This is a genomic window from Microbulbifer maximicatervae (SeqCode), assembly GCF_052467325.1.
In genome coordinates, this window is the sequence record NZ_CP174310.1 from 4,711,990 (window position 1) to 4,730,303 (window position 18,314).

An 18,314-nucleotide genomic window follows, 5' to 3' on the forward strand; every position below is an offset into this window, starting at 1 on the left:
ACGATATAAATCGGTATGGTTGGTTTCCTTACTGGCTGTTATAAGCTGTAAGTCTTACACCATACCGATTTAAAGTGTTGTATGTAATTATTCACTTCGAATTTGTCATTATAAAGTTTGATAACTTTCCTGGACTCTTAAGTCTATAAATCCTGTATTTTTGCATCGACATCTTTTTGTTTGATGTGATTAATAAATGAATATTGATTCAACGTTGGGGGAAAAACTGTGAAGGGGTCTTCTGATCGGAAGGGAATTATCTTGGCTGGAGGTTCTGGTACACGCTTATATCCCTTAACAAAGGGTGTCGGGAAGCAGTTAATGGCTGTTTATGACAAACCGATGATCTATTACCCCCTAACTACCCTTATGTTGGCAGGAATCAAGGATATTCTGATTATTACAACACCAGATGAGCAATGTTTGTACCGGCGTCTGCTTGAAGATGGCGCACAGTGGGGATTAAACATTTCTTATGCGGTGCAGCCGTCTCCAGACGGCTTGGCCCAAGCATTTTTAATTGGTCGTGATCATGTAGGCGATAGTAATAGTGCACTGGTTCTGGGCGATAATATTTTTTACGCACATAACTTTAGCCGAATTCTTCAGCAGGCGGATAAAAGAGACAATGGTGCTACTGTCTTTGGTTATCGTGTTGCAGACCCTAAAGCATATGGTGTTGTGGAGTTCGATACTGAAGGAAAAGCAGTCAGCCTAGAGGAAAAGCCCGAAGCACCCAAGTCAAACTATGCTGTAACGGGGTTGTACTTCTATGACAGACAAGTCTGTGACATTGCTAAAGAAGTCAAACCTAGTAGTCGTGGAGAGCTGGAAATTACTGATATCAATAAGGTGTATTTAGAGCAGGGGCAGCTAGATGTAGAGCACCTTGGTCGAGGTAGCGCCTGGCTGGATACAGGTACCCATGACAACCTTTTGGATGCAGCGCAATTTGTTCAGACGATTGAGCGCCGACAAGGGCAGAAAATAGCTTGCCCTGAAGAGGTCGCTTATCGCAAAGGCTTTATTAGTGCTCAAGAACTGGAAGCTCAAATACAGCCACTTATGAAAAGTGGATATGGTAAGTACTTAATGCAATTGCTAATTGAAAATGGCGAAATATCATCTTTAAGTGAGCGCAGGTATGCTTCAAATCTTTAAGTAAGCGATAACATATATTGGTTATTTGAAGTTTGACCAGGGTATCGTCTAAGGATGGACGGCTCCACTTCTTACAGTTTTGAGCTTGAGCTTGATAGAGCTTGGTCTTGGCAGTTGTAGACATTTAGACCTTATGAATATTATTGAAACAGATATACCCGATGTAAAAATCATCGAACCAAAGATCTTTGGTGATGAAAGAGGATTTTTCTTTGAGTCATTTCGTGATGATGTATTTTTGGATAAATGTGCAAATAGTGTATTTGTACAAGATAATCATAGTAAATCTTCCAGGGGTATTTTACGCGGTCTGCACTATCAAACAGAGCAAACTCAAGGAAAACTTGTGCGAGTGGTACAAGGAGAGGTCTTTGATGTTGCCGTAGACCTACGCAAAAGCTCACCAACTTTCGGCAGCTGGGTCGGTGTCTATTTGTCAGCTGAGAACAAACGGCAACTATGGATACCAGAGGGATTCGCGCACGGGTTTTATGTTACAAGTGAATCGGCTGAATTTGTATATAAATGTACAGATTATTACGCTCCAAGCTATGAGCAGTCGATATTGTGGAATGATCTGGACCTAAATATAAGCTGGCCGATCGAAGATGGGCGTCCCCCCATACTCTCAAGGAAAGATGCTGAAGGTAGGCACTTTCGGGATGCCGACTACTTTGCATAACAAACGATAACAGTATATTTCTGAAGTTGTAGTTAAATCCTTATACAAGGTCTCCTCGTAATTTATAAATTAATTGCTTTGCAATGCTGCGTATATAAGCCATGTGTATCGTTACTATAGGCAATCGGTTGGCGTATCTATGAAAATTCTAGTAACTGGCAAAAACGGTCAGCTTGGACGTGAACTTCAGCGTCTATGTCCTGTGGAGTATGAGTTGATAGGCTTATCTCGTGAGGAGCTTGATATTACTGATCGGTCCACCGTTGAATCGGTAGTAGAGAAGTATCGCCCAAATTTAATTATTAATGCAGCAGCTTATACGGCTGTAGATAAAGCTGAAAAAGAGCAAGACCTAGCTTTTTCTGTTAATGCAATTGGTGCATCAAACCTAGCTGAGGTATGCAAGAGACTTAGTATTAGACTTATCCACATATCTACTGATTTCGTTTTTGATGGGAAAAAGTCATCCCCTTATTTGGTAACAAATAAGTTGAATCCATTGGGGGTATATGGCGCTAGTAAAGCGGAAGCTGAAGTTGCCGTTCAGAATGTACTACCAGAAGCGGTAATAGTACGTACTGCTTGGGTTTATTCTGCCCATGGTAATAACTTTGTTAGTACGATGCTTAGACTAATGTCTGACAGGAAGATATTAGGTGTAGTTGCAGATCAGATAGGCACACCAACATGGACTGGAACTCTTGCTAAGGTTCTATTCATATTAGCCGAGCAAAATAGTGTAAAAGGTATTTTTCATTGCACCGATCTGGGAGTGGCAAGTTGGTATGATTTTGCAGTAGCAATATTCGAAGAAAGTAAGAAATTTGGCCTTATTCCTTCCGATAAAGAGCTTTCCATTGATGCAATTAGAACTGAAGACTATCCAACACCGGCTGAAAGGCCAGCATACAGTGTCCTAGATAAGAGCCGATTGATAAATGAACTGGAAGTTGAACTGCCACATTGGCGGGAGTCTCTGAGACAAGCACTATCCCTAAAATCTCAATAGTACAAATCGATTTTAAATAAATCGTAGCTAATTTTTTGGTATGAAGATGAAACACTTGCTGGTAACCGGTGGCGCAGGCTTTATAGGAGCCAATTTTGTTCACTACTGGATGAAAACCTATCCACAAGACGTAGTAGTAGTTCTGGATGCGCTCACCTATGCTGGTAATTTTGCAAATTTAGATTCAGTTAGTGATCTGCCGACCTTTAAGTTCTATCAGGGCGATATTTCAGATACACATTTAGTCGAAAATATACTTAGAGAGCATCGGATTGATACTTTGGTACATTTTGCAGCTGAGAGCCATGTAGACCGTTCGATAAGTGGGCCAGATGCCTTTATCCAGACAAATATTATCGGTACTCACAGCTTGTTAAAGGCGGTAAAAAAAGTATGGCTGGATGAAGGGCTCCATCGAGAAACTCACCGTTTTCACCATGTATCAACCGATGAAGTGTATGGCACTCTTGAAGCAGAAGATCCTGCATTTAGTGAAACGAGCCAATACGCTCCAAATAGCCCATACTCTGCCAGCAAGGCTGCCTCTGATCATCTAGTTCGAGCCTATCACCATACTTATGGACTGCAGGTAACAACCAGTAATTGCTCCAATAATTATGGTCCTTACCATTTTCCAGAGAAACTGATTCCGCTGGTGATCACAAATATTTTGCTCAATCAACCATTGCCTATATATGGAGATGGAAGACAGATTCGCGATTGGCTTTATGTCGAAGATCACGCTAGGGGCATTGAACAGGTGATACAAAAAGGGCAACTTGGAGAGTGCTATAACATCGGTGGCATTAATGAATGGGCAAACATCGATATTGTTAAACTCATCTGTGACTTGATGAATTGTGAGTTTGCTGAAAACACTTCGCTAGCCACTAAGTACCCTCAAGCGCTATCTGTTATCAAAGGTAATGCGCAAGAGTTAATTACATTCGTCCAGGATAGGGCCGGCCATGACCGCCGCTATGCCATTGATCCAAAGAAATCCAATAATGAACTTGGTTATCAACCCCTGGAGAGCTTTGAGACAGGCATTTATAAGACCTTGCAATGGTATTTGAACAATGATTGTTGGTGGAGAGCGGTAATGGATGGCAGTTACCGTAAATGGATTGCACAACAATATCGTACCGCTGAATAAGGATGGAATGAGATAATGGGAATTAAGATACTAGAGCGTTTAAAGGCGGCAACAACTAAGCCAACTAAGAATTTCCCGGAAATAGCTCAGGTTTGGGTTGATATATGTGGTGTTATTGGTGGCAAGCATTTATTGATACAAGGTTGGGCCTTTCACCCCGCCCATAGCACATTGGACTTTCGCCTTGAATATATTGATAGCGATGAAGATTTTGAAGGACCAAATATTGGTGAACTTAATTACTCAACGCTGCGCACAACTCGCTTAGATGTAAATCGACATTTTGGCTTTGAAGGTAGTGCCCGTTGGGGGTATAGCCTATTGGTAGACTGGCCTTATGATCACCCAGTGAACGAAAAATCCCTATGTTTATCTGTTTCAGCTAAAGACTCTAAAGCTAAGAGCGTTGAGTTAAATGCTTTTGTTGAATTAAGTGGTGAATCCCTATTTGGCCATTGTATGACTTGGCGTACGGATGAAAAGGCACAACTACTTGATCTGATGTTCGAAAGTATGGGTAACAGTGTATTTGTAATCCCAGGATTGCGTACACTGGATGAAAACCAACTTAAATCTAAAGTTAACTCCCACTGGGATAACATTTTAGCAGTACCGGGGCACGGTTTATTCCTATCAGGCTGGCTATTAGATGGACAAAATGACTTGGCGAGTTTGGTTTTGCGTACTACCGATGGTAGTTATAGCGAGAACTTACTCAAAGAGTCTGCTCGTTATACTCGCCAGGATGTTCTGGAAGCTTTTCCTGGAAAAGCAAGTCCAACTTATAAGGCTGGATTCTTTGCTTGGATACCTATGCCACATTTAATTGAGCAAGCTAAGTTAGAACTTCTTTTTTTCACTAAAGATGGTGCTTTAGGCACAATTCCAGTACAGCAATCCAATGTGCGGGAAGATATTATTTTGGCTAGCCAACAAGTGTTAGTGAATTTTAATGTTACCGGAAGAGATTACCAGGTAAATATGCGTCAACATATCGGCCCGGCATTATCTGCACTTTGGTCGAATCGGCGTGATCTTCTAGATGAACCTCAAGTTGAAGTATTGCAGTTTGGCACAGAGGTTCGCAATCCTAAACGTAGTGTCATTGTTCCGCTTTATGGCCGCTATGATTTTCTTTTACACCAGATTGCACAGTTTATTAATGATGAAGATTTTAATGAAACTGAATTAATCTACGTCCTGGATGATCCCAGACTCTACGATGAGTTTATCCCATTCTGTTACGACACCAGTATGTTGTTCCCTATTGGCTTTAAGGTGATCTATGGTGGCAGAAACCTGGGCTATGCTGGTGCCAATAACCTGGGCGTCAAGTATGCAACCGCAGATAAACTAGTACTGCTTAATTCAGATATTATTCCAAGTCGTAATGGTTGGCTTTCTAGAATTGAAGAAAAATCATCGGGCTTGGAAGATGTTGGCGTTGTTGCACCAAAGCTGGTATTTGATGATGGCACTATACAGCATGTGGGTATGAGTTTTTCCAAGAGTATGCAGTTTGGCAATCTATGGCTTAATGAACACCCAGGAAAAGGTAATCCTGAGTGGTTGTTAAATATAGATCCGGTCACTGAGTCCCCAGCTGTTACTGGGGCTTGCATGTTTATCACTAAATCGCTCTACCAGTCTGTCGGTGGTCTAGATGAGACTTATGTGCTCGGTGATTTTGAGGATTCAGATCTTTGTCTGAAGTTGCGTGATATGGGATATCGCCATTACGTACTTTCTGATGAGAAGCTCTATCATTTAGAGAGATTGTCTCAGAACTTATTTGAAAATCGCGATTGGAAATTCAAGATTACCCTATACAACGCTTGGCAACACACAGAGCGCTGGGGAAATCTAATTGAGCAGCTGGTGCACTAAGGACTTACCGATGACAGAACAAAGAATACTGATCGTTTCGCATGGCCACCCGGATCACAGTAAAGGTGGAGCTGAAGTTGCTGCTTACAATTTATTTAAAGAGTATGAACGGCGGGGCTTGGATACCGTATTTTTAGCTCGGACTGACCAAGCGTCTCATGGTGGGTCTGCCTTTTCTACAATTAACTCTGAGAAAGAGATCCTATTTCATACGCATATGTCTGACTTCTTCCTGTTTCAATCAGGTTGTAAAAAGCATGTATGGCAGGAATTCCGCGCATTGCTCCAACGATATCGACCAACAGTAGTTCACTTTCATCACTATATTCATATGGGACTTGAATTAGTACGTGAAGTTAGAAATACACTGCCGGATACGCGTATTGTGATGACATTGCATGAATATTTGGCAATTTGTGCAAACAATGGACAGATGGTAAAGCCGGGCAAACAGATGAAGCTCTGCTATAAATCATCACCAGCTGACTGTGGACGTTGTTTTCCTGAACGTTCTACTGCAGATTTTTTTCTGCGGGAAAAATATATCAAGTCCATCTTCAATCTAGTGGATAAATTTGTTTCCCCCAGTCACTTCCTGGTTGATCGATATAAAGATTGGGGGATTCCAGAAGAAAAGCTGATCATGATCGAAAATGGTCAACCAGAAGTAGAGCGCCCGGCTGCAAGGCCACTGGGTGAAGGCGAAAAACGGGGTCGTTTTGCATTTTTTGGCCAAATCAATCCGTTTAAAGGGGTTGATGTATTACTAGAAGCCTTTAAATTGCTGCCAGATGAAGTTCGGGAAGAAGTACACCTCGATATTCATGGCGCAAATCTAGAGGGGCAGACTGAGGAATTTCAGGAAAAAATTCATGATCTATTAGAGGAGCTGGGAGATTTAGTGACTTTGCATGGATCATATGAATCCCATGAGATTGGCAAGTTGATGGAGCAAGCGGACTGGGTAATTATTCCCTCGGTTTGGTGGGAGAATTCTCCAATGGTAATTCAGGAAGCTTTTAATCATGGTCGCCCATTGATTGGCAGTGATATTGGCGGGATGGTTGAAAAAATTACTGATGGTATAAATGGATATAATTTTCGACATGGAAATAGTAATTCTTTGAAGTCTGCTATAACTAAGGCACATGAAAGAGCAGTTGATTGGGAGTTTATTAGTAAAGGAATTACTTCTCCTTTGAGTATTAATGACTGTGCAGAGAAACATCTGGAGGCTTATTAATGACTAAGTTGTATCTCCATGCAGGTATGCCGAAAACTGGAACAAGTTATATTCAATCATGCTTCAATGTTAACAGAGAGTATATTTCTAAAGCTGGTGGTGTATTGATTCTAGCTAATCGTCTTCCTCATAATCTGGCGTGTAATTTTATAGACTCTGATAGACTTATTAGCCGAAAAGATATTTATGGACTGAAAAGAGAGGTTGATATAGACGATTTGGCGAAGCTTTTAGATAAGTCAAATGGCTTCTCAAAAACATTTATCTCTTCAGAATATTTTCATATAGCGAATAAAGAAAAGCTCGTAGATTTTCTTAAGCGATTTTATGATGAAATAGAAATCGTTTATACTGTTAGGCGCCAAGACGAATTGTTAGCATCAGGATATAATCAAGATGTAAAGGCTCTTTCTCGTACGACCAATTTAAATTGGAAAAATACAGATAAGGTTCTTGATTATTATGAAACTTGCAATGCTTGGTTAGAGCTTGGGTGTAGTATAAAAATAATTCCATACGATCAGATAAGGTATAAGGATAAGGGGTTAGAATCTGAGTTTTTACAACTTTTGGATATTGCACCTAATTGTTTGTCAGAGTTAAAGCCGATTTCAAATGGGGAGGGTGCAAATTACTCTCTCAGTGCCGAAGGAGTAAAGCTTAAATTGGCTCTAAATAGAAAAAATATGGATGACTTTAAATTAATATCTGATTTTTCCAGATCGGAATTGGCAAAATCTGATTTCCTCCTTCCGAAAATTTTTTCCGACTCTGTAAAGCTTGCATATTTTGAATCAAATAGAAAATTCATCAGTAAATTCTGTGAGGGAGAGGAAATTTTTGGCGAGGAGTATATGTGTCTATCTCAGGATGCAAAAGTCGTTGACTCTTTTGATTGGGATCCCACAGAAGGGGTTAAGAATCTTCTTGATTATCTAATTTGTTCATATAGAGACTCTCAATCTTGAGGTATATTTCATGGCTCCGAATATAAAAATTCATGTATATCTCCTTTGCTATAACGAAGAAGATATAATTAGTAATGTATTAGAGTACTATAGTAATATTTGTACGAGAATATTTCTTCTTGATAATCTTTCTACAGATCGTAGCGTAGAGTTAGCAAAAAAATTTCCTAAGGTAACCGTTATTAGTTGGCAGTCTTCAACTGGTAAAATTGATGAGGCGAAATATATCCAATTAAAAACTCAGTTATATAAAAATTACAGTCGCGCAGGAGGGAGGTTCACCGATGAGGTCGCTGACTGGGTTATTAGTTGTGATATGGATGAAATATTATACCACCCCAAATTACATGATGTGTTGTCTGAATATAAGAATATGGGAGTTACTGTACCGGAAATTACCGGATTTGATATTGTAGATGAAAAACCTATAGATAAAGATCAGTCTTTATTAGGGCAGTATAAAAATGGAATTCGCTCCCCAAATTTTGACAAAAGAATTATTTTTGACTGTAACTTTGATATGGCCTATAGCTATGGATGCCATCCAAAAGGGTTTGGGTTTGAATATATGAAGCGAACTTTAGATTACAAGTCTTCTAATAAGTATCCAATAGCTCTTCTTCACTATAAGCATATTGGGTTAAGGAATTATGAATCTGCACTTAAAAATTCTGAGCGTCTGGATGAACAAAGGCTGAAAAAAAATGAGAATGGCCTTTATCAAGGGCTTGGATCTCATTATATGAATACTGTTCAATCTGGGAGTGGTTATTCTCCTTTCATTGCGAGAGCAAAATTACTTTTTGATGACGACGGAAATATAGAGTTTTCTGATTTCCCCCCCTCTTCTGGTGACTTGGGCATAGAGTCGCTAAACATTAGTTCTATTTTGGAGCAATCTGAAGTTGAAGTAATGGGGGATACAGCATCTGCTTTTTTAAAAATTAATCCGCTGATTTCTTTCGTACTATATAAGGTGCTCTCTCGAGCCAGGCCTGCTAATGAATTTTATAGAAAAAAATTAGTTGACTTAAAAAATGAAGTTTAGTAAATGCTCTAAGGTTCGATGTTATTATGATAGTAAGTGATTCTAAGAAATTCACCTTCATTCACAATCCAAAATGCGCCGGCACGACTGTTAGGAATTCATTGTATCAGTTTGATACTCGCGATAATTTCTTTTGGATGTTTGACGAGTTCAAAGGTAGAAAAATTGATAAAGCACATTTGCCTTTGATTCTTTTAAGAGATATTTATCCTGAAGAATTCATGAGTCTAACGGATCACTTTACTTTTGGCTTCGTTCGTAATCCATACGATAGAGTCTTATCTGCATTTAATGAAGTAAATAAGGGTATCTATGAGAGATATAATCATGGTGAGGTCAGTGATTCTGATTATAGAAGATATTTTTTAGATTATGTTTATTCAATGAATAGTAATACTCTCAATGGCTTCGATTTACGATATCGACATTGTGTTAAGCAAAAGGATATGTTTTATATTGGAGGAAAAAGGTATGTGGATTTAATATTAAAGCTGGAATCTATTAGCAAAGCCTCGGCAAAATTTGACGTACTTTTTCCGGATTTATCATTAGTTAGTGTTAGATGGGGTTCACAGGAACGTGCCCATAATAGAAAGCCTGTAAGAAAGCGATCGATTGAGTTACTTGATAAAAAGGGCAGGGATATAGTTTCTTCTTTATATGCTGAGGACTTTGAATTGTTTGGTTATGAAATTTAATATAGTTTTGTCCATTATATTTGTTTGAGTATGCAAGAAGAATTAATTTTTATAGGAAATCAGGTTAGCTGTAGATATGTATCGGTATCTGATGGAGGCACGCCACTAGCAATTACATTTCAGCAGCGGTTGCCAGAAAATGTAGATAAGTCAATAAATCAATTAGGCTTTGCTCAGCGTTTTCTTGAGAAGATAAAAATTAATGCGTTTCATGTTTTGATACATGAAAATCATTGGTATCAAACAGGCGAGATTTTTGAGTGTATTGAAGCCATAAAAAAAAGATCCGAATACAATCTTGCTACAAGAAGAATTTTATATGGTTCATCAATGGGGGCGTATGCTTCATTATTGTTTATGAAGCAATTTAGGCTCAATTCTGTGATTGCTATTTCTCCACTTTTTTCAATAGATCGTAAGAAAGTACCTGATGAAAAAAGATGGGGGAAAGACTTAGTGGGATTGGAATTTCTTTATGATGAAATTCCTCAATCTATTTCGATCTACACGGATGTTTATATAATTTATGATCCATACAGTGCTGATAGATTGCATGTGGATTTATTGAATATTAGTGGCGCTACTTTATTGCGACTACCGTTTTCCGGCCATCCATCAAGTATTTATTTGTCAGAGACTGGGATGTTGAGTTATTTAGTAAAGAATATAATGAATGGACATCTCGGGCCTTCTGATGTTGGCTATTTGATAAGGCTTGCTTTCAGAAAGCGAAGGTCAGCTAGGTCATTCTATATAAATCTTTTCAGATTGGTATACGCAAAAAGAAAAATGATAATGTCTGACTATATACTTTTTCTTGGGCGCATAAATTTCCCTGGCGATCCTTTTTTTAAAAAAATACAAAAGTAGAATATTTAGATTTTTGCAACATCTTTTACTAAATTATATATTTCTGTTTTCCTGGATAGATTCCCGGGGTTATGGTTTGCTATTATGAAGTGTTTGTTTTTTTTGCATATTCCAAAAACTGCTGGCACAAGTTTCCGAAAAGGTGCTAATACTTATTTTGGTGAATCGAGAGTCTGCCAGGATTATGGAAAATTTTCACCTTTGACAAGTCCTCTCATTAAAAAGTGGGCTTCTGGGGAGGTGGATGGTTGGAGTTTTTATCAGGACTTTAACAAAGAAGGCTATCAATTTTTCACTGGTCATTTTCACGCATCAAAATACATTGATATATTTGATGTTGGACAGATGATAACTTTTTTGCGTGATCCCGTTGATAGAATTGTTTCTGAGTATAATCATAAAGTTCGGCATCAAGGTTATAAAGATAGTTTTGAGAGTTTTTACCGCTCTCGTGAAAATATTAATAGACAGCTTCGTCTTATCGGTCAGAGTAATTGGTCTCAACTTGGTTTTATAGGGTTTGTTGAATCATTTGAGGATTCTCTTCTCCTGCTTAACAAAAAGTTTGGTATTAATATTCCAATTTTGCGTCAAAACATTGCTTCTAATGAGGTTGTTCATTCGAGAGGGCTCACGAATGAACAACTATCTGAATTGCGAGCCTTGAATGCAAAGGAGTATGAATTTTATAACTGTGCTCGTACACAATTTGACTGGCGGCTTCATTTAGCTCGTGACAGTGCACGCTTTACACGAGGTGCCGCTACTGCCTGGGAAAATGGGTGTCTGAGGGGGTGGGCGATGTCAGAGGAAGAGACTGAAGCGGCTTTGCTTAGAGTTAAACACAACGGCGAAGTTGTGGCCGAGACTAAAGCAAGTGAATATAGCCCGATCTACAAGGCACGAGGGCTGGGCAGGAGGGGATTTGTTGGCTTCTCCTTTGATTTAACTGATATCAAGGATTTATCCTCTATAGAGGTTGTTGTGGCCAGAACGGGCCAACCCCTGCCAATTTTACCATCTCTTACAAGGCTTTCTTAGTATGTATGCCCCACGATTTTGGAACCGGGCTACCTTCCAAGGTGTTGACGGGGGTGGTTCTGTCCGGTGAAATGCATCAGGGAACATTGCTTCATCTTTACTCGGTATAATCCGCCCAAGATGTGTGATTTAGTAATGTAAGCTACTTTTTCCTGATTGCTCTGTTTCATCCTCTTGATAGTGTATGCTATGTAGTTTGATTAAAGTTGTAGTCCTTGGTTACCGGTGTAAATAGCTAAAAGCAAGACCTAAATTCTGTATTACTTTACTGTTTCGATTTGGATCAAATACAGGCGGCTCGACGTTAAGAAGCACTTTGGATGAATAAGCTTTTAAAGATTTTTTAGTATGAAAGTATTTCAAATTGGGTTTAATAAGTGCGGTACAACCAGTCTGAATCATTTTTTCTTGCGTAATGGCTATAAAGCTGTCCACTGGGATCATGGGAGCTTGGCTTTACGACTTGAGGATAACTACTTACATGGGAGACCTCTATTAAGTGGATATGAAAATTTTGATTTCTATAGTGATATGGAGTTTGTCTCAAGTCGGTGCCTATATGCTTTCGAAAAGTACTATCAGGAATTAGATCGACAGTACCCCGATTCTCTTTTTATTTTAAATACTCGTCCTGTAGAGAAATGGGTTGAGAGTCGGCTTAATCACGGTAATGGTAGTTATTTGCACAGATTTGAGAAGATCTACTCATGCGATCGCGAAACCGTTATACAGCGCTGGAAATATGAGTGGCATAGACATCATTCAAATGTGCTTCAGTATTTTTATGGCCGGAAAAATTTTCTTCTTTTTGATATCGAAAAGAATGATGGACGTAAACTAAAAGAGTTTGTTGGTTGTTCAAGGTTGCAGGCTTCTTTTTATACACATGCCCACAAAACAGCTTGCTAGTTAACCTTTTGGAAAGTTGGGCTTTCATCTTTTTGATGATTATAGTAGACGATCGAGAATTTTAAGTTATATATAGTTTATTGTGAGAGTGTTGAAAATAATGCTTTCACCTGGAAAGGTCTTTTGAGTAAGAATGAAGTTTGGAATAGCTGCGATTTTTAAGAACGAATATGAGTACATCCTTGAGTGGATCGTTTATCATCAGTTGATTGGTGCTGATGCTTTTTATATTGCAGATAATATCAGTGATGATGGGTCCTCCCAATTGTTGGAGGCTCTGGACAGCTTGGGAGTAGTAAATAGGATTTATTTCCCCAGAGTAGGGGATCATGGTCCACAGATGCCGGCATATAATCTGATATTAAATCGCTTTGGCGATGAAGTTGATTTACTCGGCTTTATTGATGCCGATGAATTTATTGTTACTGGTCAAGACGTTAATTTAAAAGGTTTACTATCTGACTTTAATCAGATCGAGGATGCCAGCGCACTAGCGCTAAATTGGAGGAATTTCGGTTCATCCGGACATAAGTTTAAGAGCGATGGATTAGTGATTGAGAGATTTACTCAAGCTTCAAAACCAGAGCACGAATTTAACCGACACATTAAAACAATCTTGAAGCCGTCTTTGGTTGAGAAGATGCATGTCCATGAATGTGTACTTAAAACCGGACGTTATTATTCTGCTAACTTCCAACCTACTGAATTTGAAAATGGTGGATCTAGTGAACCTAAAACGACTCAAGTCATCTATGATGGGTTAAGGATAAATCATTATGTTGTCAAGTCCAGACATGAACATGCAATAAAAAAGGAGAACAAGGGTTCTGGTGCTGGCAGTTCAACTAGGAAAAAGGGTGAAGCTTATTTTAAAGCTCATGATTTAAATGATGAGGCTGATGATGCACTTCTCTGTCATGTAGAAAGTGTGAAAAATGGTGTTGTACGTTTGAAGGAGCGTATAGCTGCTGAGACTCCATATCTGTGTTATGGGAAAATTTTTGTAGATGTAGGTCCTGACTTGATTACTGGTTGGGCGACAGCGGAATTTTCTGGAGCGATAAAAATTCGCTTGCTGATTAATGGAGAAGAGCACTTAGTTGAGTTGAATAGAGACCGCCCCGACGTTGTGCGAAAGGGACTTTCACAGAATTTAAAATGTGGGTTTGCTTTTAAGCCTAAAATGAGTTTATCCAATCGAGACGAGATTGAGGCCTATATTTATGGTACAAAAATTGCTGCCAAAGTCAACTTCAGACTGGATGCTAGCCCTTAGTCTAAGGTGTGTATCGGGTAGTTGATACTTGCCAGTTTCAGTGTAAGTTGAACTAGCTATTATTTTATTGGCGAATGCATGCGGCACCGCTAAGAGTGCTGAGTAATAACTGGATTTGTTACGGTGTTAAATATTTTAAAGTCCTTTTTCTATGTCGATTTCGCTCCCAGGCTTAAACCTGGACTTGCGATTGGGCCCTCCGATTGCACTGAAACAGATTTTGTATGGTACGCATCTGGAGCGGACCCCCAATTCCAAGTATTGGGACGAGCTCCTGGCCCTGGCTGGTATATGGTGGAACTTGGTCTAAAGCACAATCAGTCGTCTGCAGATTCTAAACTCTATTTTGACTATGGGAATGGCTTTACTGAGCAGGATAGTATATTTCTTCCAATTAAATCGGGTCGTGTTAGTAAGCGTCTAATCTACCTTGAACAACGCCCTAATGCTTTGCGCTTTGACCCTATGGAATCTGAAGGCCTATTTACTGTACAACACTTCCAGTTTGTGAAGCTTCTTCCCCAGTTTGCCTACGATCGGCTGGCGCAGCGCTTGGCCAATATGCACTATAAATTTCGCAGTCGGGGAAAGGCAAAGGTTTTACAACTCATTCGTGAGGAGGCCCGTGATTCAGGTCGCAACTGGCGGAATTTGGCTTTACAGCACTATGCAAGAACTTTTGTTAAGCGGAAGCAAGCCAATGATTATTCCGAGTGGATTAGAACTGTAGAGGCAAAAAGAGTTGCTTCTTATCCGGGCTCACTGGATTTCGATAAAGTGTCTGGTAGACCTTTAATTTCTATTATTCTTCCAACCTATAACACTGACATTGAACTGTTAAGCTCATGTATCGATTCAGTTTTGGCACAAAGTTATAGTCATTGGGAGCTGTGTATTGCTGATGATGCTTCCTGTCTGGCTCAGGTTAAATCTTGTTTGGAGAAATATGAAAAGCTAGACCAGCGTATCAAAGTAGTATTTCGAACAGAAAATGGCCATATTTCGGCTGCAAGTAATAGTGCTTTGTCGTTGGCTAATGGTGAATATGTTGCGCTATTAGATCATGATGACACCCTGGCTCCCTTTGCGCTACAACGGGTTGCTCAGTCAATCGTAGATAATCCGCAGTTACAATTATTGTATAGCGATGAAGATAAAATTGATGAACAGGGAGTGCGCTTTGATCCTCACTTTAAGCCAGGCTGGAATCCAGATCTTCTACTATCACAAAATTATATTTGCCATTTAACGGTATTGCACCGTGCGCTGGTTGAGCGTATAGGAGGATTTCGTGCTGGCCTTGAGGGAAGTCAGGATCACGATTTGTTATTGCGCTGTATGCCCTATTTGAACCAAGAAAACGTGGCCCATATTCCTGAAGTCCTCTATCACTGGCGGGCTATTAGTGGCTCGACAGCACAAGATAGTTGTGCAAAAGGTTATGCGGCTTCTGCGGGTCTTAGGGCTGTGAGTGACTACCTGGAAAGTGAGGGCCTGAAAGCCAGAGCTCTACCTGGCATAGCCCCTAATAGCTATCGGGTGCGATGGGATATTTCTGAGCCCCCCCCTTTGGTAAGCTTGCTCATTCCAACCCGCGATGGCTTGGATATACTGAAGCCCTGCGTGGAGGCTATCCTTGCCCGAACATGTTATCCCAATTTTGAATTACTGATTTTAGACAATCAGAGTCGTTGTGAAGGAACATTGCGCTTTCTGAATGAAATGAAGGCTACTGATTCTCGAGTCTCAGTACATCGCTGGGATCATCCCTTTAACTACTCTGCAATTAATAATTTTGGAGTCAGCCTTGCCAAGGGCGAGATCATCGGACTGATTAATAATGATATTGAGCCAATTGGCGATGAATGGCTAACGGAGATGGTCGGCCAGGTTCGGAGGCCGGAAATCGGTTGTGTAGGGGCGAAGCTCTACTACCCAAATGATACCATCCAGCACGGTGGGGTGATTTTGGGGATTGGTGGTGTTGCTGGTCACTCCCATAAGTACTTCAGCCGCCACGAATATGGATACTTTTCGCGCCTGCATCTGGTACAGAATCTTTCCGCTGTGACTGCGGCATGCTTATTGATACGCAAATCAGTATTTGAGGAAGTTGCTGGCCTGGATGCGGAGAACCTGGCTGTTGCGTTTAATGATGTTGATCTGTGTTTAAAAGTACGTGAATCGGGTTATCGCAACTTATGGACCCCATACGCAGAGCTGTATCACCATGAGTCGGTGTCACGGGGTGCTGATAATACCCTCAGTAAACGCCGACGGGCACAACGGGAGGCGGAGCATATGCGTGCTCGTTGGGGGGATTTACTAGATACTGACCCAGCCTATAACCCGAATCTGACTCTGGCTCATGAAGATTTTTCCTTGGCTTAGTCGAGTGTGAGGTATCTCAATGTTGTTAAGGGCCTATATTATGGCGAGTTCCCGGATCGAGTTTCGTTCAAACAGTGAGTATCGTGTGCGGGAGGTAAAAATCTCCAACTCAGGGCGTGATGGGGAGTGTTTACACTAGGGGAATACTCACCCAAGATTTGGCATAATTTGATTTCACCACAGGTGTGTATATAAAGACGAACAATAGTATCGGTAACCAGAGCGGCCTTTCGACCTTATGACTTTCCCCCAATTATTTGTTTCCGGTATCTTCGCCCTGGTTATCGGATGTTTAATTTTTACTCACTTCCGACCGTCCCTGGTGTTTGCCGCGGCGGCTGGAGCCTGTTTTCTTACTGGTTTGGTTCCGGCGGAATCGGCGTTACAGAAAGGGGCCAACCCCGGTTTAGCCACCTTAGTTGTATTGATGCTCGTGTCGGTGGGACTGGAGAAGGCGCGCTGGTTGCGTTCTATCTCAGAGGGCCTGATCAAGGGGTCTTTAAAAGCCAGTTTATTGAGACTTACAACGGCTACCGCCTTAAGCTCCGCATTTCTTAACAATACGGCAGTAGTGGCGGCCCTATCTTCAAGTGTGAAAGGGCAGCGGCGCTTGCCTGCGGCCAAGTTGCTGATCCCGTTATCCTATGCGGCAATTCTCGGTGGTACTCTGACGCTTATTGGTACTTCTACGAACTTGATCGTTAACAGCTTTGTACTCGATCGCGGCCTTCCCAGTTTGGACTTTTTCGCCTTTGTGCCGGTGGGCTTGGCCGCAGCTTTAGTGGGCTTGGTGGTATTGCTTTTGTGCAACCGTCTTCTCCCTGAAGGGGGAGTAACGGAGGAGCCTGTCACTGAGTATCTGCTGGAGGCTGAAGTGGTGGCTAACTCTCCATTGGATGGGAAGAGTGTTGAGCAAAACCGTCTACGCCAACTTGAGACCTTTTACTTAATTGAAATTGTTCGCAGAAATCAGGTTATTAGCCCTGTCGGCCCCTCTGAAGTTATCCGTTGCGGGGACAAATTAATTTTTAGTGGCGATGTACGTGATCTTGGTCGCTTGCAGGATATTGAGGGGCTGCGCTTATTTGCGCTGGAAGATGAGGATCTGGACCTGAATCTTACAGAAGTAGTGATTACGCCCAGTTCCAGTATTCTTGGCCAGACCTTAAAAGGGTGTAATTTTCGTACTCGCTTTGATGCGGCAGTGGTTGCCATGCGCCGTGGCGGTGAGCGATTGTCTGGCAAGCTCGGGGAGATTGAGCTTCGTGCTGGGGATGCCCTGCTGTTGGCGGTGGGCCCGGATTTTCGTCATCATCTGAATATTGATAAGAATTTCTATGTGATCAGTGGCACAGAGGTTCGGCGCGACCTCTCTCGACGTAATAACTGGCTTTTGGCGTTGGGTTTTGCTGCCGTTGTAGCTGGTGCGGCACTGGGTATCTTCTCGCTGCTAAAAGGGCTTATCGTTCTCCTTGGTGGAATGATTGGCCTGGGAATTATATCTACTACTGAGTTACAGCGGCGCTTCCCATTTCAGATATGGTTGATTATCACTAGTGCCCTGATTTTGGCTGAGGCTTTCGCGGGTAGTGGTTTGGCAGATTCACTGGCGCTAGGGCTGCGTAGTTTACTAGCGGACTGGGGGCCATTAGCTGGGTTGGTAGGCGTCTTCTTGTTGACATTGGCGCTGACTGAATTGATGACCAACAACGCCGCAGCTGCATTGGCTTTCCCCCTCGCATGGAGTTTGGCTGAGAGCTTTGGGGTTAGCTGGATGCCCTTTGTAATGGCCGTAGCCTATGGAGCCAGTGCCAGCTTTCTCACTCCATTTGGCTATCAGACCAACCTGATTGTGCAAAACTTGGGAGGATATCATTTACGTGATTTCCTCAGAGCTGGATTACCCCTGACTATTGCTTACTCGATAACAGTTTTGATTTTGATTCCAATCGTGTTTCCGCTAGAGGGGTAGTAG

The 18,314-nt window shown here is 41.2% G+C and carries 15 protein-coding genes; all 15 read left to right on the forward strand.

The genetic code is table 11. From position 1 onward, the window contains the following. Positions 1–228: 228 nt before the first annotated feature. The 15 genes from rfbA (at position 229) to ACJJIE_RS21130 (ending at position 18,311) form a co-directional block, all read left to right on the forward strand. The gene (gene rfbA, locus ACJJIE_RS21060) at positions 229–1,161 is read left to right on the forward strand and encodes a glucose-1-phosphate thymidylyltransferase RfbA (protein WP_444892861.1); all 933 of its coding nucleotides are present in this window, start codon (positions 229–231) and stop codon (positions 1,159–1,161) included. Between the two features lie 133 nt (positions 1,162–1,294). Beyond that, a complete protein-coding gene (rfbC, locus tag ACJJIE_RS21065; RefSeq protein ID WP_282934137.1) occupies positions 1,295–1,843 on the forward strand; it encodes a dTDP-4-dehydrorhamnose 3,5-epimerase in 549 nt (182 codons plus the stop codon). A 139-nt stretch (positions 1,844–1,982) separates the two neighbouring features. Then, positions 1,983–2,852 (forward strand): dTDP-4-dehydrorhamnose reductase, encoded by an 870-nt coding sequence (rfbD, locus tag ACJJIE_RS21070; RefSeq protein ID WP_282934136.1) that lies wholly within the window; start codon positions 1,983–1,985, stop codon positions 2,850–2,852. A 46-nt stretch (positions 2,853–2,898) separates the two neighbouring features. Next, positions 2,899–4,008: a dTDP-glucose 4,6-dehydratase gene (rfbB, locus tag ACJJIE_RS21075; RefSeq protein WP_444892862.1), complete on the forward strand. Its 1,110-nt coding sequence runs from the start codon at positions 2,899–2,901 to the stop codon at positions 4,006–4,008. A gap of 15 nt (positions 4,009–4,023) precedes the next feature. Further along, on the forward strand, positions 4,024–5,895 hold the full coding sequence (locus ACJJIE_RS21080; protein WP_444892863.1) for a glycosyltransferase family 2 protein: 1,872 nt from the start codon (positions 4,024–4,026) through the stop codon (positions 5,893–5,895). A gap of 10 nt (positions 5,896–5,905) precedes the next feature. Then, positions 5,906–7,138, forward strand: a complete 1,233-nt coding sequence (locus tag ACJJIE_RS21085) for a glycosyltransferase family 4 protein (RefSeq protein WP_444892864.1) — start codon at positions 5,906–5,908, stop codon at positions 7,136–7,138. Then, the gene (locus tag ACJJIE_RS21090) at positions 7,138–8,106 is read left to right on the forward strand and encodes a hypothetical protein (RefSeq protein WP_444892865.1); all 969 of its coding nucleotides are present in this window, start codon (positions 7,138–7,140) and stop codon (positions 8,104–8,106) included. The genes ACJJIE_RS21085 and ACJJIE_RS21090 overlap by 1 nt, the downstream gene beginning before the upstream one ends. Before the next feature lie 10 nt (positions 8,107–8,116). Continuing rightward, positions 8,117–9,154 carry a glycosyltransferase family 2 protein gene (locus ACJJIE_RS21095; RefSeq protein ID WP_444892866.1) on the forward strand — a complete coding sequence of 346 codons (1,038 nt, stop codon included), beginning with the start codon at positions 8,117–8,119 and terminating at the stop codon, positions 9,152–9,154. A 26-nt stretch (positions 9,155–9,180) separates the two neighbouring features. Then, positions 9,181–9,852, forward strand: a complete 672-nt coding sequence (locus ACJJIE_RS21100; RefSeq protein WP_444892867.1) for a sulfotransferase family 2 domain-containing protein — start codon at positions 9,181–9,183, stop codon at positions 9,850–9,852. Between the two features lie 30 nt (positions 9,853–9,882). Beyond that, positions 9,883–10,722 (forward strand): DUF2147 domain-containing protein, encoded by an 840-nt coding sequence (locus ACJJIE_RS21105; RefSeq protein WP_444892868.1) that lies wholly within the window; start codon positions 9,883–9,885, stop codon positions 10,720–10,722. 84 nt (positions 10,723–10,806) lie between these two features. Further along, positions 10,807–11,763: a sulfotransferase family 2 domain-containing protein gene (locus tag ACJJIE_RS21110; RefSeq protein ID WP_444892869.1), complete on the forward strand. Its 957-nt coding sequence runs from the start codon at positions 10,807–10,809 to the stop codon at positions 11,761–11,763. Positions 11,764–12,111: 348 nt separating this feature from the next. Then, entirely contained in the window at positions 12,112–12,672 is a 561-nt protein-coding gene (locus ACJJIE_RS21115) for a sulfotransferase (protein WP_444892870.1), read from the forward strand. Between the two features lie 133 nt (positions 12,673–12,805). Beyond that, the gene (locus tag ACJJIE_RS21120; protein WP_444892871.1) at positions 12,806–13,948 is read left to right on the forward strand and encodes a glycosyltransferase family 92 protein; all 1,143 of its coding nucleotides are present in this window, start codon (positions 12,806–12,808) and stop codon (positions 13,946–13,948) included. A 291-nt stretch (positions 13,949–14,239) separates the two neighbouring features. Further along, entirely contained in the window at positions 14,240–16,339 is a 2,100-nt protein-coding gene (locus ACJJIE_RS21125; RefSeq protein WP_444892872.1) for a glycosyltransferase family 2 protein, read from the forward strand. A gap of 238 nt (positions 16,340–16,577) precedes the next feature. Beyond that, positions 16,578–18,311 carry an SLC13 family permease gene (locus ACJJIE_RS21130; protein ID WP_444892873.1) on the forward strand — a complete coding sequence of 578 codons (1,734 nt, stop codon included), beginning with the start codon at positions 16,578–16,580 and terminating at the stop codon, positions 18,309–18,311. Positions 18,312–18,314: the final 3 nt, after the last annotated feature.